The sequence below is a fragment of the Citrobacter sp. CtB7.12 genome, assembly GCF_001297795.1.
Lineage (GTDB): Bacteria > Pseudomonadota > Gammaproteobacteria > Enterobacterales > Enterobacteriaceae > Citrobacter_A > Citrobacter_A amalonaticus.
This window is the reverse complement of sequence record NZ_LIFT01000003.1, coordinates 25,719-44,939: the sequence shown is the minus strand read 5'-3', so window position 1 is coordinate 44,939 and position 19,221 is coordinate 25,719. Positions and strand designations below refer to the sequence as shown.

The following is a 19,221-nucleotide window of genomic DNA, read 5'->3' as shown; positions in this document are numbered from 1 at the left end:
CCATAAAATGCATTTCAAATATACTTTATAAAATAAACAAAATGAGTAACAGCAAGCATAGCGATCGTGTTCTGAACCTTCCCGCCGGCTACTTTGGCATGGTGCTGGGAACGATTGGAATGGGGTTTGCCTGGCGTTATGCCAGCCAAATCTGGCCTGTCAGCCACTGGTTTGGTGATGGTCTGGTGATTCTGGCGATGATGATATGGGGGCTGCTGACGCTGGCGTTTATCACGCGTCTGATTCGTTTCCCGCACAGCGTGATTGCTGAGATTCGCCATCCGGTGATGAGCAGTTTTGTCAGCCTGTTTCCGGCCACCACAATGCTGGTGGCGATGGGTTTTGTACCGTGGTGTCGTCCGCTGGCGATGGGGTTGTTCAGCGTCGGGGTGGTTATTCAACTGGTTTACGCCGCGTGGCAGACCGCCGGGCTGTGGCGCGGCTCGCATCCGCAAGAGGCGACGACGCCCGGACTGTATTTACCGACGGTCGCCAACAACTTTATCAGTGCGATGGCCTGCGGCGCGTTAGGCTATACCGATGCCGGACTGGTCTTTTTAGGCGCCGGCGTCTTTTCCTGGCTGAGCCTGGAGCCGGTTATTCTGCAACGTCTGCGCAGTGCCGGGGAATTACCCACTGCCATGCGGACTTCGCTGGGGATCCAGCTTGCGCCTGCGCTGGTGGCCTGTAGCGCCTGGCTGAGCGTCAACGGCGGCGAGAGCGACACGCTGGCGAAAATGCTGTTTGGCTACGGCCTGCTGCAACTGCTGTTTATGCTCCGCCTGATGCCCTGGTATTTGTCGCAGCCGTTTAACGCCTCATTCTGGAGTTTCTCGTTCGGCGTGTCGGCGCTGGCGACCACCGGATTACATCTTGGTCACGCCAGCCCATCGGGCTTTTTTCACACGCTGGCGCTGCCGCTATTCATCTTTACCAATGTTATCATTGCATTATTGCTGGTACGCACGTTCGCGCTGCTGATGCAGGGAAAACTGCTCATTCGCACAGAGCGCGCGGCATTACTGAAATCTGAGGATAAAAAATGACCCTTCGTGACGAAAATTACTTCACTGAAAAATACGACTTAACCCGCACCCACTCGGAAGTGCTGGAGGCGATGAAGGTCGTTAAACCGGGAAAAACGCTGGATTTGGGCTGTGGCAATGGGCGTAACAGTCTCTATCTGGCGGCGAAGGGCTTTGACGTGACCGCGTGGGATAAAAATCCGATGAGCATTGCCAACGTCGAGCGAATTAAGGCGGCAGAAGGGCTGGACAATCTCCAGGCCAACGTGGTGGATCTCAACGCGCTAACGTTTGAGGGCGAATATGATTTTATTCTCTCCACCGTGGTGATGATGTTCCTCGAAGCCAAAACGATTCCGGGCTTAATCGAGAATATGCAGCGCTGTACCAAACCAGGCGGTTATAACCTGATTGTTGCCGCCATGGATACCGCTGATTTTCCGTGCACCGTGGGTTTCCCCTTTGCGTTTAAAGAAGGAGAACTTCGTCGTTATTACGAAGGCTGGGATTTACTGAAATATAATGAAGATGTTGGTGAATTACATCGTACTGACGCCAACGGTAACCGAATTAAACTGCGCTTTGCCACGCTGCTGGCAGGTAAAACAGCCTAAGTCGATGTTCCGCTAACCCCCTCTGCGCCCAGCATTTTTCTTAAAAATGGGCGCTCTGAAAAAATTGTGCTTTGGTTACCATTTTTAATCCAACGCAGATGATTTCCCTTTGCTACTATTTCAACTGCATATTTGCATATTCTAAGGGATCGTTTCATGCGTACTCATACTTTATTTAAAGTTGCAGTGCTTACTGGTTTACTGGCGTTATCTGGCTGTGCCTCAAAAGTGACGCAGCCTGATAAATACTCGGGTTTTTTAAAAGACTACTCAGGTCTTAAGGAAACAAAATCTGCTACGGGGCATCCGGTATTGCGTTGGGTTGATCCCAACTTTAGTGATACCAAATATGACAACATTGTCTGGAACCCAATAACCTATTATCCGGTCCCGAAACCTTCCACACAGGTTGGACAGAATGTGCTGGATCAGTTGTTAAACTACACCAACACAAAGATGAAGACCTCTATTGGTCAACGTAAACCGCTGGTGACCACGCCGGGGCCGCGTAGCCTGATCTTCCGCGGGGCGATCACCGGGGTGGATACCAGCAAAGAAGGGCTGCAGTTCTATGAAGTGGTGCCTGTGGCGTTGGTGGTTGCCGGTACCCAAATGGCAACCGGTCACCGCACGATGGACACCCATCTCTACTTTGAAGGCGAGTTAATTGATGCGGCGACCAATAAGCCGGTGATTAAAGTCGTGCGTCAGGGTGAAGGCAAAGATCTGAATAACCAGAATACGCCGATGGCATTTGAGACGCTGAAACAAGTGGTTGATGACATGGCGACGGATGCCACCATGTTTGATGTAAACCAGAAATAATCGTGACGCGCCATCGTTTGATGGCGCGTTTCTTTATGCTGTCCGGCGGCGCAACAGCGCCGGTGGACGGGCAAACATCACCAGGTTTCCCACCAGAATCAGAATCAGTCCCGCTACCGCATTCACCTGCCAGCTATAACCTTCATAAACCGTAGAAAATGACAGCGCAACCAGCGGAAAGAGCAATGTGCTGTACGCGGCATTACTCGCGCCAATTCTTCCTACCAGCGTAAAGTAGGCACCGAAGGCGATGACCGATCCGAATACTGCCAGATACAGCAGGGCGCCGATGTAGCTGAAGGTCCATTGCGGAGTGAAGTTATCCCCGCGCAGAAGGGCAATCGTTGCAATCAGCAGCGTGCCGTACAGCATGGCCCAACTGTTAGTAGTCATCACTTCCAGACCTTTTTTCTGATGGCGCAGGCTGATCATATTTCCCAGAGAGAAACCAAATGTCCCCAGCGCGCTCAGACCAATCCCCAGCAGCAGCGATCCGCTAAATCCGCTGTTCATCAGATCCTGCCAGAAGAGGGTGACGATACCCGTCAGTCCCAGCGCGGCGGCGCAGTAAAACCGCAGCGGAGGTTTTTGCCCAAAGAAGAAGAAGCTATTCACCGCGTTAAACAGCACCGCCATGGAAAAGATAACTGATTCCAGTCCGGTATTGATCCAGGCGGCCGCCGTGTAAAAACACCAGAAGTTAAAGCAAAAAACGCAACTGCCTTGCAGCAGACAAAACAGATGGTCACGTAACGACAGCGTTCGTAACTTTCCACGAATCTGCATAATCAACATCATCAACGCCGTCGCCACCGCAAAACGCCAGAAAATCGAGACGGGTGCGGCAACCGGACCTTGCTGTAAATAAATAGCGATCCACGTGGTACCCCAGATCACCACGACCAGACAATATAATAGTGCGTTCATTATTTTCTCCCTTCATACCTAATAATTCACTGTCGCAGATTGCACGGGCGACGCGCTTTCATCGGCTTGCGGGATACTTGCAAAATCTTGCGCTTTTTTCCGTCGGACGGGTGGTAACCGCAATGACCTGCGATAGACTGAATGCCTGAATAACAGTGTTTATGTGGTGGTATGACCCGGTCCTACGATGCCTTTGAAAAGTTGAGTCAGCACAATGCTGTGTTACACGAGTCGGTCGAGCTGCGCTCGGGCGTTCAGTTAGCTGCATGGTCGAATAAGCGCGATACCATCACGCAGTATTGCGATCATCACACGCTCAGTCTGTATGTGGCAGATGGCTACGAGAGCTATCAAAAAACGGCCTCAGGCTGGAAAAATGGGGGCGGCCCGGACCGGTTTTGCCTGTTGCCAAAAGAGAGTGAATCTACCTGGGATATCCGCGACGACCTCTCGTTCGTGCATCTTTACTGCACTGACGCGCATTTGCGTGAAGTCGGGGAAAAAGTCTGGGATAAAAGCCCTTACCGTTTTACGCTGGATGAACGGACGTTTGGCAACGATCCAGGGATTACAGCGGTTTACCGCCAGTTTTTACTGGGCAACGACTGGCACCAGCCTGCGAATCACCTGACGCTCAGCGCCGCGTCGTCATTGCTGATGACCCATCTTATTCAGCACTACAGCAACGTGCAGTGGCGATTGCCGACGGTAACGGGTGGACTCGCGCCGGTGACGCTGCGTAATGTGCTGGCTTATATCGACGCCCATCTGGCAGAACCACTGACGCTAGCCGATCTGGCGCATGAAGCTGCGCTGAGCGAATTTCATTTCGCCAGAATGTTCCGCCAGTCGATGAAAATGGCACCGCATCAGTACGTGATGCAGCGCCGGATGGCAGTGGCAAAGCAACTGGTCTGTCACTCACAGCGTCCGTTAACGGAGATTGCGCTGGCCTGCGGATTCAGTTCGCCAAGTCACTTCAGTAACCGTTTCAAGCAGGTGACCGGGAAGACGCCATCGCAGCTACGCGCGTCGCGCCAGCCTTAAGACGGTGTAACAGATCCCGCCCGCGATCAGCCCCCAGAACGCCGAACCAATTCCGTACAGCGTCAGCCCGCTGGCGGTGACCAGAAACGTCACCACGGCGGCATCACGTTCGTTTTCATGACTCAACGCCTGATACAGGCTACCCGAAATCGTCCCCAGCAGTGCCAGTCCTGCCAGCATCTGAATACCGCTCGTCGGCAGCGCCGCCATCACCCCGGTAATCGAACTGCCGAAAATACCGGCCAACAGATAGAACACGCCGGCGGCAGCGGCGGCCAGCCAGCGTTTTGCTGCATCTGGATGGGCCTCCGGACTCTGGCAAATCGCCGCGGTGATAGCGGCAATGCAGATGGAATAAACGCCGAAAGGAGATAACAGCAGCGCCAGTAATCCGGTGACAATGATCAGGGGCGAGACGGGGACATCGTAACCCGCAGCTTTCATGGTCGCCACACCGGGCGCATTCTGCGACGCCATCGTCACCAGAAAGAGCGGTACGGCAATCCCCAGACTGTGGGCCAGCGAAAACTGAGGGGCAATAAATGTGGGCAACACCGGGGTCATCGCTAACGAAGAGGTGGCAATGTCACCTTCAAATAACGCAATGACCGCACCCGCAATCAGCGCCGCAATCACCGCATAGCGCGGTGCAATACGCTTCAGAATCAACCACGCCAACAACATGCCGCCACAAAGCAGAAACTGATCATTGAGACTGGCAAATGCCTGCAGGCCAAAGCGGAGCAAAATCCCGGCCAGCATGGCTGCCGCCAGCGAATGGGGGATGACCTGCATCAGGCGGGCGAATAATCCGGTCACGCCGCACAACACGATCAGCGCGTTGGCGATGATGAACACGCCAATCGCCTCCGGCAGCGTCAGTCCCTGGAGTCCAGTCACCAACAGCGCCGCACCGGGTGTTGACCATGCTGTCAATACAGGCGCACGATACCAGAACGTCAGGATCAACGTACTGACCCCCATCGCGAGGCCCAGAGCGCTCATCCAGCCGGCAATTTGCGCGGTACTGGCACCCGCCGCCACGGCGGCCTGCCAGATGATGGCCGCTGAACTGGCATAGCCGACCAGTACGGCGACAAAGCCAGAAAGCAGCGTAGGTAAGGGGAGGGAAAATGAACGCATAGGCATTCCTTGTGCGTTATAACGGTCATTTAATCTAGCATCTGGGCGTTATAACGTACAAGTGGTAAGCTGATGTTTTGGGAGGATATCAATGGACAACCTGACACACTATCTGGCGAACACCTTGAAAACATTGCGCAAACAGCGTGAGTGGAGTTTATCGCGCCTGGCCGAGGCCACCGGTGTGTCAAAAGCGATGCTCGGGCAAATTGAGCGCAACGAGTCCAGTCCCACGGTGGCGACGTTATGGAAGATTGCCACCGGGCTGAATGTCCCGTTCTCTACCTTTATTTCGCCGCCGGAATCTGAGCCACTGCCGACGTTTGATCCGCAAGAGCAGGCGATGGTCGTGACGCCGTTGTTCCCGTGGGATCCGGTGCTGTGTTTTGATCACTTTTCAATTTTGCTGGCACCCGGCGCGCTCAGCGAATCCACGCCGCACGAAGCGGACGTGATTGAACATGTGGTGGTAATCGCAGGCGATCTGGAGATGTGCATTGACCAGCAATGGCGCGTCATCAGGGCTGGAGAAGGCATTCGTTTTGCCGGCGATAGCGCACATGCTTATCGCAACAGTAGCGAACAGACCGTGCACTTTCATTCGCTCATCCATTACCCGCGCAGTTAAGCGGGAAAACTATTTCGCAAAGCGGCGCTTCTGACTACAATAGCCGCCATTTTGCTGCTACTGGATAAAAACAACGCTATGCGCCCGTCTCCACATCGCCTTGAATTGTTAAGCCCGGCACGTGATACCGCCATCGCCCGCGAAGCCATTTTACATGGTGCGGATGCCGTCTATATCGGTGGTCCCGGTTTTGGGGCGCGTCATAATGCCAGCAATAGCCTGCAAGATATCGCGGAGCTGGTGCCGTTCGCCCATCGCTATGGCGCAAAAATCTTTGTCACGCTGAACACGATCCTTCACGACGATGAACTGGAACCTGCACAGCGACTGATTACCGATCTCTACCAGACCGGCGTGGATGCGTTGATTGTGCAGGACATGGGGATTCTGGAACTCGACATTCCGCCGATCGAACTGCATGCCAGTACCCAATGCGATATTCGCAGCGTGGAGAAAGCCAAATTTCTCGCTGACGTGGGGTTCTCGCAGATTGTGCTGGCGCGTGAACTGAGTCTTGAGCAGATTCAGGCCATTCATCAGGCGACCGATGCCACCATCGAATTTTTTGTCCACGGGGCGCTGTGCGTGGCGTATTCCGGGCAATGTTATATCTCTCATGCGCAAACGGGGCGCAGCGCCAACCGTGGCGACTGCTCGCAGGCGTGCCGTCTGCCATATACCCTGAAGGACGATCAGGGACGGGTGGTGTCGTATGAAAAACACCTGCTGTCGATGAAAGATAACGATCAGACCGCTAACCTTGGCGCGCTGATCGACGCCGGTGTGCGTTCCTTCAAGATTGAAGGGCGTTACAAAGACATGAGTTACGTGAAGAACATTACCGCGCACTATCGGCAGATGCTGGATGCCATCATTGAGGATCGCGGTGACCTGGCGCGGGCTTCCGCCGGACGCACGGAACATTTCTTTACCCCGTCAACGGACAAAACCTTTCATCGCGGCAGCACCGACTACTTTGTGAATGCGCGCAAAGGGGATATCGGCGCTTTTGATTCGCCGAAGTTTATCGGCCTGCCGGTGGGTGAAGTGCTGAACGTGGCGAAAGATCATCTGGACGTTGAGGTCAGCGAGCCGCTGGCGAACGGCGATGGCCTTAATGTCCTGATCAAACGTGATGTTGTCGGCTTTCGTGCCAATACGGTGGAAAAAACCGGACAAAATCGCTATCGCGTCTGGCCGAACGAAATGCCTGCCGAACTGCATAAATTGCGTCCACACCATCCGCTGAACCGCAATCTTGACCATAACTGGCAGCAGGCGTTAACCAAAACCTCGAGCGAGCGTCGGGTGGCGGTGGATATTGAGTTGGGCGGCTGGCAGGAACAACTGATCCTGACGCTGACCAGCGAAGAGGGCGTCAGTATCACCCATACGCTGGATGGACAGTTTGATGAGGCCAACAACGCGGAAAAAGCGCTGAACGGGCTGAAGGACGGACTGGCAAAACTGGGGCAGACAATCTATTACGCCCGCGATATCGCAGTGAATTTGCCCGGCGCGCTGTTTGTGCCGAACAGCCTGCTTAATGCGTTCCGCCGGGAAGCGATAGAGATGCTGGATGCCGCGCGCCTTGCAAGCTACCAGCGCGGCGTTCGCAAGCCGGTGTCCGAGCCTGCGCCGGTTTATCCGCAATCACACCTGAGTTTTCTGGCCAATGTTTACAACCATAAGGCGCGGGCGTTTTACCATCGTTATGGCGTGCAGTTGATTGATGCGGCCTATGAAGCGCATGAAGAAAAGGGCGAGGTGCCGGTGATGATCACCAAACACTGCCTGCGCTTTGCCTTTAATCTGTGTCCGAAGCAGGCGAAAGGCAATATCAAAAGCTGGAAGGCGACGCCGATGCAACTGGTGAACGGCGATGAGGTGCTAACGCTTAAATTTGACTGCCGTCCGTGCGAAATGCATGTGATTGGTAAAATCAAAAATCACATTCTGAAGATGCCGCTGCCTGGCAGCGTGGTGGCTTCCGTCAGCCCGGAAGAGCTGATGAAAACGCTGCCGAAGCGTAAAGGCTAACAAAGCTGCCGGATACGCATAGCGCTATCCGGCGCCCCATTAATGTGATTTAAATCCTGCCGCCGTCATGATCAGGCGAAAGAACATCCCTACGGCGGCCAGTGCCAGCACGCTGCCGCCCCACAAAATGACCAGCCACATCAGGCGTTTCCAGACAGAGTGTTGCATCAGTGATACCCCTCGCCATGTTGAACTTTGCCGCGAAACACGTAATAACTCCAGAAGGTGTAAACCAGAATAACAGGGATGATCAGTAACGCACCGACCAGCATGAAACCCTGACTCTGCGCGGGTGCGGCTGCCTGCCAGAGCGTAATGGATGGCGGAATGATACGCGGCCAGATGCTGATCCCGAGTCCGCTAAAGCCGAGGAAAATCAGCCCGAGAGTCAACACAAAGGGCAGCGCGTGGCGGTGCGGTTGATGAAGCGTTCGCCATAGCCAGATGCTAATCACCGCAACCAGTAGCGGAACCGGCAGCAGGAACCACAGATTCGGCAGGCTAAACCAGCGTTCCGCTATCACCGGGTGTGCCAGCGGCGTCCACAGGCTGATCATCGCAATCACCAGCAGCATCAACAGCAGTAACTTTTTCGCCACGGCTCGCATTTTATCCTGCAACGGATTTTCACTTTTCATTACCAGCCAGGTGGCGCCCAACAGGGCGTAAGTGACCACCAGTCCCGCGCCGCAGAACAGGGTGAAAGGGGTGAGCCAGTCAAACGGCCCGCCGCTGAAACGACGCCCGGTGACGGCAAAACCATTGATCACCGCACCCACCACCACGCCCTGAGTGAACGTCGCGAGAATCGAACCGCAGAGAAAAGCTTTATCCCAGAACGGGCGATGCGCTGGCGTGGCTTTGAAGCGAAATTCAAAGGCGACACCGCGAAAAATCAGCCCGATAAGCATCAGCGTCAGCGGGATCGTCAGGGCGTCAATAATCACCGCATAGGCCAGCGGAAACGCGCCAAATAATCCCGCTCCGCCGAGGACCAGCCAGGTTTCATTACCGTCCCAGACCGGAGCGACGCTGTTAACCATCACATCGCGATCGTCAGCGTCGCGAATGGCAGGAAACAAAATGCCAATACCCAAATCGAATCCATCCATCACGATGTACATCAGCGTAGCGAAAACGATGATAACGAACCAGATTACCGATAAATCAATACCCATTAGCGGTGTGCCTCATGTTGAGAATCGAGGACGGCAGCAGACAGTGGTCTGGCAGGCGTGCCGGTAGGCGGCGTCGGGGAAATCGTGTCCAGCGGTCCTTTGCGGATGAGGCGGATCATGTAACTGTAGCCCACGCCGAAGACGGCGCTATAGACCACAAAGAACGCCAGCAGAGAAATACTCATGTGCAGGTCGCCGTGAGCGGAGACCGCATCCGCCGTGCGTTGCAACCCGTAGACGACCCACGGCTGGCGGCCCACTTCCGTCGTGACCCAGCCGGCCAGAATGGCTATCAATCCTGACGGTCCCATCCATAAGGCGAAGCGCAGAAACGGTCGCGAGGTATAAAGACGCTGCCGGTAGCGTAACCACAGAGCGCAAACACCTAGCAGGATCATGAGCATACCCAGCCCCGCCATAATACGAAACGACCAGAAGACCATCGTCGAATTGGGGCGATCCTCCTTCGCAAACTCTTTAAGCGCCGGGACCTGTTTATCCAGGCTGTGAGTCAGGATCAGGCTACCCAGCGCCGGGATCGCCAGACCATAGCGGGTTCGTTCCTGTTCCATATCCGGCCAGCCGAACAGTAGCAGCGGCGTCGGTTCTCCTGGCGGATTTTCCCAGTGGCCTTCAATGGCGGCAATTTTGGCTGGCTGGTGTTTGAGGGTATTCAGACCGTGCATGTCGCCAATGAGCGCCTGTAACGGTGCGACAATCAGCGTCATCCACAGCGCCATCGAAAACATGGCGCGAATAGCGGGCGTCGCGTTGCCACGCAGTAAATGCCAGGCCGCAGAGGCCCCAATAAATAACGCGCTACTGAGAAACGCCGCCACCGACATATGCAATAAGCGATAAGGGAACGACGGGTTGAAAATGACGGCGAACCAATCCACCGGCACGACCTGGCCGTTGACGATCTCATAGCCCTGCGGCGTCTGCATCCAGCTGTTGGAGGCGAGGATCCAGAAGGTGGAAATAATCGTGCCCAGAGCGACCATACAGGTGGAGAAAAAGTGTAATCCGGGGCCAACCTTGTTCCAGCCAAACAGCATCACACCGAGGAACCCGGCTTCGAGGAAGAAGGCGGTGAGCACCTCATAGGTCAGTAATGGCCCAGTGATACTGCCAGCGAACTCGGAAAACCCGCTCCAGTTGGTGCCAAACTGATAGGCCATCACCAGGCCAGACACCACGCCCATGCCAAAGTTAACGGCGAAAATTTTTGACCAGAACTGATATAGCGAGCGCCAGACAGGATTTTTGCTTTTCAGCCAAAGACCTTCCAGCACCGCAAGATAGCTGGCAAGACCAATGGTGATCGCCGGAAAGATAATGTGGAAGGAAACCGTAAAGGCGAACTGGATCCTTGCCAGATGAAACGCATCAAGACCAGACATGCATTGCTCCGCACTAAAAATTGATTCAGCGCAATTCTAGGCCGGTAAGGGTTTCAGTGGCAGAAACAGAACGGTTCTATTTAACCATAACAGTTGCGTGAATGTTACAAATTGCATCTGTTGATATAAATTCTGGAATCTGCCTTCCCGAATTGATATGAGCGGCTCTACACGACGGGCATTTTTCTGTATTTTCCTTTTATCAGGCGAGAAAAGTAAGCATAAATGTTTACTTTCCCGTTCGTCTCGTTCCTGCGCCAGAAGGTGGCTATGTGGTTTCGTTTCCGGATATTCCGGAAGCGCTCACCCAGGGTGAGACCCGCCAGCAATCCCTTGATACCGCTCTGGAAGCGTTAGTCACCGCTTTTGAATTCTATTTCGAAGATAGCCAGTCTGTCCCGTTACCTTCGCCGGTGAAGGAAGGTGACGACTTTGTTGAGGTCCCGCTCAGCGTCGCGTCAAAAGTCCTTTTGCTCAACGCTTTCCTGGCGTCAAAAATCAGCCAGCATGAGCTGGCGAAACGCATTGGCAGACCGAAACAGGAAATTACCCGCCTGTTCGACTTACGACACGCAACAAAAATTGATGCGGTGCAGACGGCGGCGCGCGCGCTCGGCAAAGAACTGTCGCTTACGCTGTCGTAAACCATAACAGTTCTTAGGATGTTGAGTATTTAATTCACTGATATACACTGCAAGGATCACCTGCCACGGATCCACGAGTGAATAACAATGAAAAAGTACCAGCGTCTGGCTGAACAACTCTGCGAACAGATTGCCACTGGCGTCTGGCAACCTGGCGATCGCCTGCCGTCGCTGCGTGAACAGGTGGTCAGCAGCGGGATGAGCTTTATGACCGTCGGGCATGCCTATCAACTGCTGGAAAGTCAGGGGCGGATCATTGCGCGCCCGCAGTCTGGCTATTATGTCGCGCCGCGCCCGGTTCACCAGCCAACGGTGCAACCGGCCCAGGTGATGCGCGACGAAGCGGTGGATATCAACACTTATATTTTCGAGATGCTACAGGCCAGCCGGGATGCGTCGGTGATGCCGTTTGCTTCTGCATTTCCCGATCCGCGTTTATTTCCCCTCCAGCAACTGAACCGTTCTCTGGCACAGGTGAGCAGAACCGCAACCGCGATGAGCGTAATTGAGAATCTGCCGCCGGGTAACGCGGAACTACGCCACGCCATTGCCCGTCGCTACGCCTTACAGGGCATTACCGTCTCGCCGGATGAAATCGTCATCACCGCCGGGGCGCTGGAGGCGCTCAACCTGAGCCTGCAAGCGGTGACTAAACCCGGTGACTGGGTGATTGTCGAAAACCCCTGTTTTTATGGCGCGTTACAGGCGCTGGAGCGACTGCGGCTTAAAGCGCTGTCGGTTGCCACTGACGTGAAGGAGGGGATCGATCTCGCGGCGCTGGAGCAGGCGTTGCAGGCGTATCCGGTTAAAGCATGCTGGCTGATGACCAACAGCCAGAACCCGCTTGGCTTTACTCTCAGTCCGGAGAAAAAAGCGCGTCTGGTTGAAATACTCGATCGTCATAATGTGATGTTGATTGAAGATGACGTTTACAGCGAACTCTATTTTGGCCGGGAGAAACCGCTACCGGCCAAAGCGTGGGATCGGGCCGACAAGGTGCTGCATTGTTCGTCATTCTCCAAGTGTCTGGTACCGGGTTTTCGCATCGGTTGGGTCGCCGCAGGCAAACACGCCCGCCAAATCCAGCGTTTACAACTGATGAGCACACTTTCCACCAGTTCGCCGATGCAACTGGCGCTGGTCGATTATCTCTCAACACGCCGTTATGACGCCCATTTGCGCCGCCTGCGTCGTCAACTGGCAGAACGTAAACAGCAGGCCTGGCAAACGCTGCTGCGCCATCTCCCTGCCGAAGTGAAAATACATCACAACAACAGCGGCTATTTTCTCTGGCTGGAACTGCCGGAATCACAGGATGCGGGCGAACTGACCGCACAGGCGTTGGCCCACCACATCAGCATCGCGCCGGGAAAAATGTTCTCGACCTCAGACACCTGGAAACGCTTTTTCCGCTTCAATACCGCATGGGGTTGGGGGGAACGTGAAGAAGCCGCGGTAAAACAACTGGGGCAACTCATTCGCGCGCAGATGAAATAAAACGTGCGCGCGATTCAATATAAAAGAATGGCGCGTTCTTATTTAGAAAATATCAGCAAAAACCGTACGACGTTATTTCCCGTAGACCATCATAGGAAATATCAATAGCTTTTGTTTTTCCTCCTCGTCAGCTAACCCCTTGTCTATACTCCAGAAGATAGCCACACAACGCCGCAGTCCGGGGCGTAATGCGCGTTATGTCACAACCTGATTAAATTTCCTCATGCCGGGAGGTGCGCTGACGGCGCGCCGACTATTTTTAGGAAAGGACATATATTTACGGCAAGGCTGCCGCTCAATATTTTGCGACAGGAGTAAGATCTTATGAGCAAGAAATTTGCCCGCAGCAGCCTGTGCGCGCTCAGTATGACGCTGATGACCGCGCACGCCGCCGAACCCCCCACCACGTTAGGTCAGACTGAAGGTCGCCTGGATATTATCGCCTGGCCGGGTTATATCGAACGCGGTCAGACCGATAAACAGTACGACTGGGTAACACAATTCGAAAAAGAGACCGGCTGTGCGGTTAACGTCAAAACGGCGGCGACATCGGATGAGATGGTCAGCCTGATGGCGAAAGGGGGCTACGATCTGGTCACGGCCTCAGGTGATGCTTCGCTGCGTCTGATCATGGGGAAACGCGTGCAGCCGATCAATACGGCGCTCATCCCGAACTGGAAAAACGTCGATCCTCGCGTGGTCAAAGGCGACTGGTTTAACGTGGCGGGCAAAGTCTACGGTACGCCGTATCAGTGGGGGCCGAACCTGCTGATGTACAACACGCAAACCTTCCCGACGCCACCAGATAGCTGGAGTGTGGTATTCGTCGAACAAAACCTTCCGGACGGAAAAACCAACAAAGGCCGCGTTCAGGCCTATGACGGACCGATTTACATTGCCGATGCGGCGCTGTTCGTGAAAGCCACCCAGCCACAACTGGGGATCTCGGACCCGTATCAACTCACCGAAGAACAGTACCAGGCGGTGCTGAAAGTGCTGCGCGCACAGCAACCGTTGATTCACCGCTACTGGCACGACACCACGGTGCAAATGAGCGATTTCAAAAATGAGGGCGTCGTGGCCTCGAGCGCCTGGCCGTATCAGGCGAACGCGTTGAAAGGTGAAGGACAACACATTGGCACAGTGTTCCCGAAAGAGGGCGTCACCGGTTGGGCTGATACCACCATGTTGCACAGTGAAGCCAAACACCCGGTTTGCGCCTATAAGTGGATGAACTGGTCGCTGACGCCAAAAGTTCAGGGTGATGTAGCCGCCTGGTTTGGATCGCTGCCGGTGGTCACCGAAGGCTGTATAGCCAGTACGCTGCTGGGCGATAAAGGCTGCGAAACCAATGGTTACCGCTATTTTGACAAAATCGCCTTCTGGAAAACGCCTGTTGCTGAAGGCGGTAAATTCGTGCCGTACAGTCGCTGGACGCAGGATTACATCGCCATCATGGGCGGTCGTTAACGTCACTGGGGTGATTTATGACGTACGCAGTGGAGTTTGACAACGTCACGCGCCTGTATGGTGACGTGCGGGCGGTCGATGGCGTCAGTATTGCGATTAAAGACGGGGAATTTTTCTCAATGCTGGGGCCATCTGGCTCCGGCAAAACCACCTGCCTGCGCCTGATTGCCGGTTTTGAGCAGCTTTCGGGCGGATCGATTACTATCTTTGGCAAGCCTGCCAGCGATTTGCCGCCCTGGGAGCGGGATGTGAACACCGTGTTCCAGGACTATGCGTTGTTTCCGCACATGTCGATTCTCGACAATGTCGCCTATGGGCTGATGGTCAAAGGCATTGATAAAAAACAGCGTCATGCCCAGGCTCGCGAGGCGCTGGAGAAGGTGGCGCTGGGGTTTGTCTTTGAGCGCAAGCCGTCACAGCTTTCCGGCGGTCAGCGTCAACGGGTGGCGATCGCCCGGGCGTTGGTCAACGAGCCGCGTGTGCTGTTGCTGGATGAACCGCTCGGTGCGCTGGATCTGAAACTGCGCGAGCAGATGCAACTGGAGCTGAAAAAACTCCAGCAGTCGCTGGGGATCACGTTTATCTTCGTCACGCACGATCAGGGCGAAGCGCTGTCGATGTCCGATCGTGTGGCGGTATTTAACAACGGACGCATTGAACAGGTGGATTCACCGCGTGAGTTATACATGCGACCACGCACGCCGTTTGTTGCGGGCTTCGTCGGGACAGCGAACGTCTTTGATCCGGCGATGGCCTCGAAGGTATGCGGGATGACGGGCAGCTTCTCGCTGCGCCCGGAGCATATCCGGCTCAATGTTCCTGGCGAGATCCAGGCGCAGGGGGTGATTCAGGCGGTGCAGTATCAGGGCGCCGCCACCCGTTTTGAGCTAAAGCTTACCGGCGGTGAAAAGCTGCTGGTCAGTCAGGCTAATCAGTCGGGAGAACCCTTTGCGACCACGCTTGCGCCCGGTCAGCCGGTGATGGTCTCCTGGCCGCGCGAGGTCATGGTACCGCTGGTCGAGGAGAGGTGAATGGCAATGAACGTGCTCTCCACGCCTTCACGGCCCGGCGGCTTGAGTAAACTCACCGGTTTTTTCTGGCGTTATCCCGGGTTGGGACTGTTTTTGCTGTTGCTTGGTCCGCTGATGTGGTTTGGTATTGTCTACTTCGGCTCGCTACTGACGCTGCTGTGGCAGGGGTTTTACACCTTTGACGACTTCACCATGTCGGTAACGCCGGACCTGACGCTTGCCAATCTTCGTGCGCTGTTTAATCCCGCCAATTACGACATCATTTTACGCACGCTGACGATGGCGATCGCGGTGACGATAGCCAGTGCGATTCTGGCGTTTCCGATGGCGTGGTACATGGCGCGCTACACCCGCGGCAAGATGAAAGCGTTTTTCTATATTGCGGTCATGCTGCCAATGTGGGCGAGTTATATCGTCAAAGCCTATGCATGGACCCTGCTGCTGGCAAAAGATGGCGTGGCGCAATGGTTTCTGAACCATCTTGGTTTAGAACCTTTACTGACCAGTCTGCTGACGCTGCCAGCCGTGGGAGGAAACACGCTCTCAACGTCGGGATTAGGGCGCTTTATGGTGTTCGTCTACATCTGGCTGCCGTTCATGATCCTGCCGGTTCAGGCCGCGCTGGAGCGGTTGCCGCCGTCGCTGTTACAGGCGTCTGCCGATTTGGGCGCGCGTCCACGACAGACCTTCCGTTATGTGGTTCTGCCGCTGGCGATCCCCGGAATTGCCGCCGGTTCGATCTTCACCTTTTCCTTGACGCTGGGCGATTTCATCGTGCCGCAGTTGGTGGGACCGCCGGGGTATTTCATCGGCAACATGGTCTATTCGCAGCAGGGGGCGATTGGCAACATGCCAATGGCGGCGGCGTTTACGCTGGTACCGATCGTGCTGATAGCCCTTTATCTGGCGTTCGTGAAACGTCTGGGAGCGTTTGATGCACTCTGAGCGCGCACCGTTTTTCCTCAAACTGGCGGCCTGGGGCGGGGTTGTTTTCCTGCACTTTCCCATTCTGATCATCGCCGCCTATGCGTTTAATAGCGAGGACGCGGCCTTTAGCTTTCCCCCGCAGGGACTGACGCTGCGCTGGTTTAGCGTTGCGGCACAGCGGAGCGATATTCTGGATGCCGTGACGTTGTCACTAAAAATCGCCGCGTTATCGACGGCGATTGCGTTGGTGCTTGGCACACTGGCAGCGGCGGCGCTCTGGCGGCGTGATTTCTTCGGCAAAAACGCCATCTCGCTGTTGCTGCTGTTACCGATCGCCTTACCGGGGATTGTCACCGGTCTGGCGCTATTGACCGCGTTTAAGACGGTCAATCTCGATCCGGGTTTTTTCACCATTGTGGTCGGTCACGCGACATTCTGCGTGGTGGTGGTGTTTAACAACGTGATAGCCCGCTTTCGCCGTACTTCATGGAGTCTGGTGGAGGCTTCTATGGATCTTGGCGCGAATGGCTGGCAAACCTTCCGCTATGTCGTGCTGCCGAATCTGGGTTCGGCGCTGCTGGCGGGGGGAATGCTGGCGTTCGCGCTGTCATTCGATGAAATCATCGTCACGACCTTTACTGCCGGTCATGAACGGACGCTGCCGCTGTGGTTGCTCAATCAGTTAGGGCGACCGCGTGACGTACCGGTGACAAACGTCGTGGCACTGCTGGTTATGCTGGTCACAACCATTCCGATTCTGGGGGCGTGGTGGCTTACGCGCGAAGGCGACAGCGTCGCCGGAAATGGTCAATAAACAACGATATGGGAAAATGCTATGCAACATCAATTACTGATTAACGGCGAGCTGGTCAAGGGTGAAGGTGAAAAGCAGCCCGTCTATAACCCTGCCACCGGCGAGGTGCTGCTGGAAATTGCAGAAGCGTCTCCCGCTCAGGTAGATGCGGCCATCCTCGCCGCCGATCGTGCGTTTAGCGAATGGGGACAGACAACCCCGAAAGTGCGCAGTGAATTGCTGCTGAAGCTGGCGGATGTTATTGAGCAAAATGCGCATGAGTTTGCTGAACTGGAATCGCGCAACTGTGGTAAACCGCTGCATTGTGCGCTCAATGATGAGATCCCGGCGATTGTCGATGTGTTTCGCTTTTTCGCCGGTGCCGCCCGCTGTCTGAACGGTCTGGCGGCGGGGGAATATCTGGAGGGCCATACCTCGATGATTCGCCGCGACCCGGTTGGCGTGGTGGCCTCCATTGCGCCGTGGAACTATCCGCTGATGATGGCGGCATGGAAACTGGCCCCCGCGCTGGCTGCCGGTAATTGCGTGGTGATCAAACCTTCGGAAATCACACCGCTGACCGCGCTGAAGCTGGCGGAATATGCCAAAGATATCTTCCCGCCGGGTGTGCTCAATGTGCTGTTTGGCAGAGGCAAAACGGTTGGCGATCCGCTGACCGGGCACAAGAAGGTGCGTATGGTCTCGTTAACCGGCTCCATCGCGACCGGTGAACACATCATCAGCCATACTGCGCCGTCGATTAAGCGCACGCATATGGAACTGGGCGGTAAAGCGCCGGTGATTGTGTTTGATGATGCCGATGTGGATGCGGTGGTGGAAGGTGTGCGCACCTTCGGCTTTTACAATGCCGGTCAGGACTGTACCGCCGCCTGTCGCCTCTACGCGCAGAAGGGTATTTACGACGCGCTGGTGGAGAAACTGGGGGCCGCCGTAGCCAGCCTGAAAACCGGCGCACCGGAGGAGGAATCGACCGAACTGGGGCCGCTGAGTTCACTGGCGCATCTGGAGCGCGTCACTAAAGCCGTTGAAGAGGCCAAAGCGCTGGGACATATCAACGTGGTCACCGGTGGAAAAAAAGTAGAGGGGCCGGGCTATTACTTTGCCCCGACGCTTCTGGCAGGGGCTAAACAGGAAGATGCAATTGTCCAGCGAGAAGTGTTTGGTCCGGTGGTCAGTGTGACCGTCTTCGAGGATGAAGAGCAGGTGCTGGAGTGGGCCAATGATTCGCAATATGGCCTCGCGTCGTCGGTCTGGACGCGCGACGTCGGACGCGCTCACCGGGTCAGCGCGCGTCTGCAGTACGGTTGTACGTGGGTTAACACCCATTTCATGCTGGTGAGCGAAATGCCGCACGGCGGGCAGAAACTGTCCGGTTATGGCAAAGATATGTCACTTTATGGGCTGGAGGATTACACCGTGATCCGCCACGTAATGGTTAAACATTAAGGGTAATTTACGCCCGAAAGGTGGCGTGGGAAGATGATCACTCGAAGGCAGAGAGAAATATTCTCTCTGCCTGTCTGCGCCGCAAGCTCTCAAAAATTACATAAACCAGCCAAATCTCAATGAGATAAGAGCAAAAAGACCCACAGCAGCAAAGAGATTTATTAACACTACGGTTCTACTGGAAACATTCATATTTGCCACCTTGCGTTAGTGCCCCTTTGTGTATAGTCCGGCATCCTGTGATCCGCAATAGTACGAACCAGGGACTTAACGTAAGCGGTCATAAAAAATGGCAAATGGTTTGACCGAAGGGGATAAAACTTGATGTATGTCAAAAAATGGAGCATATTGCGCGCGATTTATTCTTTTGGCCGGATGCCCGTAAATGTCTTTGTACCAAAAAATGTTGATGTTCTATGCGGTGATGGCCGCGATTGCCTTTCTGATCACCTGGTTTCTCTCGCACGATAAAAAACGCATCCGCTTTCTGAGCGCCTTTCTGGTCGGGGCCACCTGGCCCATGAGTTTCCCGGTGGCACTGTTGTTTTCATTGTTTTGAGCA

The 19,221-nt window shown here is 54.9% G+C and carries 20 protein-coding genes; 14 read left to right on the top strand and 6 right to left on the bottom strand.

All coding sequences use genetic code 11. The features are described 5' to 3' along the window. Nucleotides 1-41: 41 nt before the first annotated feature. The 3 genes from tehA to AOY24_RS04195 all read left to right on the top strand — a co-directional run bounded on the left by tehA (nt 42) and on the right by AOY24_RS04195 (nt 2,464). Nucleotides 42-1,046 (top strand): dicarboxylate transporter/tellurite-resistance protein TehA, encoded by a 1,005-nt coding sequence (tehA, locus tag AOY24_RS04205; protein WP_044257870.1) that lies wholly within the window; start codon nt 42-44, stop codon nt 1,044-1,046. Beyond that, a complete protein-coding gene (gene tehB / locus AOY24_RS04200; RefSeq protein ID WP_054176206.1) occupies nt 1,043-1,639 on the top strand; it encodes a tellurite resistance methyltransferase TehB in 597 nt (198 codons plus the stop codon). Before tehA ends, tehB begins: the two co-directional genes overlap by 4 nt. A 156-nt stretch (nt 1,640-1,795) precedes the next feature. Then, nucleotides 1,796-2,464: a DUF3313 domain-containing protein gene (locus AOY24_RS04195; RefSeq protein ID WP_043000637.1), complete on the top strand. Its 669-nt coding sequence runs from the start codon at nt 1,796-1,798 to the stop codon at nt 2,462-2,464. 33 nt (nt 2,465-2,497) lie between these two features. On the opposite strand, the gene AOY24_RS04190 is transcribed toward AOY24_RS04195, so the two are convergent. After that, nucleotides 2,498-3,391: a DMT family transporter gene (locus AOY24_RS04190; protein WP_044257872.1), complete on the bottom strand. Its 894-nt coding sequence runs from the start codon at nt 3,389-3,391 to the stop codon at nt 2,498-2,500. Nucleotides 3,392-3,562: 171 nt separating this feature from the next. On the opposite strand from AOY24_RS04190, the gene AOY24_RS04185 reads away from it, so the two are divergent. Further along, nucleotides 3,563-4,438: a helix-turn-helix domain-containing protein gene (locus AOY24_RS04185; protein WP_043000639.1), complete on the top strand. Its 876-nt coding sequence runs from the start codon at nt 3,563-3,565 to the stop codon at nt 4,436-4,438. Here the strand turns inward: AOY24_RS04185 and AOY24_RS04180 are convergent. Continuing rightward, entirely contained in the window at nt 4,415-5,581 is a 1,167-nt protein-coding gene (locus AOY24_RS04180) for a benzoate/H(+) symporter BenE family transporter (RefSeq protein WP_054176205.1), read from the bottom strand. The genes AOY24_RS04185 and AOY24_RS04180 overlap by 24 nt on opposite strands. Nucleotides 5,582-5,672: 91 nt before the next feature. Between AOY24_RS04180 and AOY24_RS04175 the strand changes: the two genes are divergently transcribed. Continuing rightward, nucleotides 5,673-6,209, top strand: coding sequence for a helix-turn-helix domain-containing protein (locus AOY24_RS04175; RefSeq protein WP_054176204.1), 537 nt, complete (start codon nt 5,673-5,675; stop codon nt 6,207-6,209). 78 nt (nt 6,210-6,287) lie between these two features. Next, nucleotides 6,288-8,249 (top strand): U32 family peptidase, encoded by a 1,962-nt coding sequence (locus AOY24_RS04170; RefSeq protein WP_054176203.1) that lies wholly within the window; start codon nt 6,288-6,290, stop codon nt 8,247-8,249. 39 nt (nt 8,250-8,288) lie between these two features. Here the strand turns inward: AOY24_RS04170 and AOY24_RS23485 are convergent, their stop codons facing one another. Genes AOY24_RS23485 through AOY24_RS04160 form a run of 3 tightly spaced genes read right to left on the bottom strand, consistent with a single transcriptional unit; the run spans nt 8,289 to nt 10,830 of the window. Next, the gene (locus AOY24_RS23485; protein WP_071888398.1) at nt 8,289-8,417 is read right to left on the bottom strand and encodes a DUF2474 domain-containing protein; all 129 of its coding nucleotides are present in this window, start codon (nt 8,415-8,417) and stop codon (nt 8,289-8,291) included. After that, complete coding sequence (gene cydB, locus AOY24_RS04165; protein ID WP_054176202.1) at nt 8,417-9,427, bottom strand: cytochrome d ubiquinol oxidase subunit II; 1,011 nt, start codon at nt 9,425-9,427, stop codon at nt 8,417-8,419. The genes AOY24_RS23485 and cydB overlap by 1 nt, the downstream gene beginning before the upstream one ends. Beyond that, nucleotides 9,427-10,830 carry a cytochrome ubiquinol oxidase subunit I gene (locus tag AOY24_RS04160; RefSeq protein WP_043000644.1) on the bottom strand — a complete coding sequence of 468 codons (1,404 nt, stop codon included), beginning with the start codon at nt 10,828-10,830 and terminating at the stop codon, nt 9,427-9,429. Before AOY24_RS04160 ends, cydB begins: the two co-directional genes overlap by 1 nt. Nucleotides 10,831-11,051: 221 nt before the next feature. On the opposite strand from AOY24_RS04160, the gene AOY24_RS04155 reads away from it, so the two are divergent. The 7 genes from AOY24_RS04155 (at nt 11,052) to patD (ending at nt 18,659) form a co-directional block, all read left to right on the top strand. After that, complete coding sequence (locus tag AOY24_RS04155) at nt 11,052-11,474, top strand: type II toxin-antitoxin system HicB family antitoxin (protein WP_054176201.1); 423 nt, start codon at nt 11,052-11,054, stop codon at nt 11,472-11,474. An 87-nt stretch (nt 11,475-11,561) separates the two neighbouring features. Continuing rightward, the gene (locus AOY24_RS04150) at nt 11,562-12,971 is read left to right on the top strand and encodes a PLP-dependent aminotransferase family protein (protein ID WP_054176200.1); all 1,410 of its coding nucleotides are present in this window, start codon (nt 11,562-11,564) and stop codon (nt 12,969-12,971) included. A 324-nt stretch (nt 12,972-13,295) separates the two neighbouring features. After that, nucleotides 13,296-14,441: a putative ABC transporter substrate-binding protein YdcS gene (ydcS, locus tag AOY24_RS04145; RefSeq protein WP_054176199.1), complete on the top strand. Its 1,146-nt coding sequence runs from the start codon at nt 13,296-13,298 to the stop codon at nt 14,439-14,441. Between the two features lie 17 nt (nt 14,442-14,458). Beyond that, nucleotides 14,459-15,472, top strand: a complete 1,014-nt coding sequence (locus tag AOY24_RS04140; protein WP_054176198.1) for an ABC transporter ATP-binding protein — start codon at nt 14,459-14,461, stop codon at nt 15,470-15,472. Further along, the gene (locus AOY24_RS04135) at nt 15,473-16,417 is read left to right on the top strand and encodes an ABC transporter permease (protein WP_043000648.1); all 945 of its coding nucleotides are present in this window, start codon (nt 15,473-15,475) and stop codon (nt 16,415-16,417) included. It begins immediately after the preceding gene. Then, the gene (locus AOY24_RS04130; protein WP_043000649.1) at nt 16,407-17,213 is read left to right on the top strand and encodes an ABC transporter permease; all 807 of its coding nucleotides are present in this window, start codon (nt 16,407-16,409) and stop codon (nt 17,211-17,213) included. The genes AOY24_RS04135 and AOY24_RS04130 overlap by 11 nt, the downstream gene beginning before the upstream one ends. Before the next feature lie 21 nt (nt 17,214-17,234). Beyond that, nucleotides 17,235-18,659, top strand: a complete 1,425-nt coding sequence (gene patD, locus AOY24_RS04125) for an aminobutyraldehyde dehydrogenase (RefSeq protein WP_054176197.1) — start codon at nt 17,235-17,237, stop codon at nt 18,657-18,659. 96 nt (nt 18,660-18,755) lie between these two features. Here the strand turns inward: patD and yncL are convergent, their stop codons facing one another. Further along, nucleotides 18,756-18,851 carry a stress response membrane protein YncL gene (gene yncL, locus AOY24_RS23480; RefSeq protein ID WP_071887673.1) on the bottom strand — a complete coding sequence of 32 codons (96 nt, stop codon included), beginning with the start codon at nt 18,849-18,851 and terminating at the stop codon, nt 18,756-18,758. A 193-nt stretch (nt 18,852-19,044) separates the two neighbouring features. Between yncL and ortT the strand changes: the two genes are divergently transcribed. Next, nucleotides 19,045-19,218 (top strand): orphan toxin OrtT, encoded by a 174-nt coding sequence (ortT, locus tag AOY24_RS23475; protein WP_042318948.1) that lies wholly within the window; start codon nt 19,045-19,047, stop codon nt 19,216-19,218. Nucleotides 19,219-19,221 lie beyond the last annotated feature (3 nt).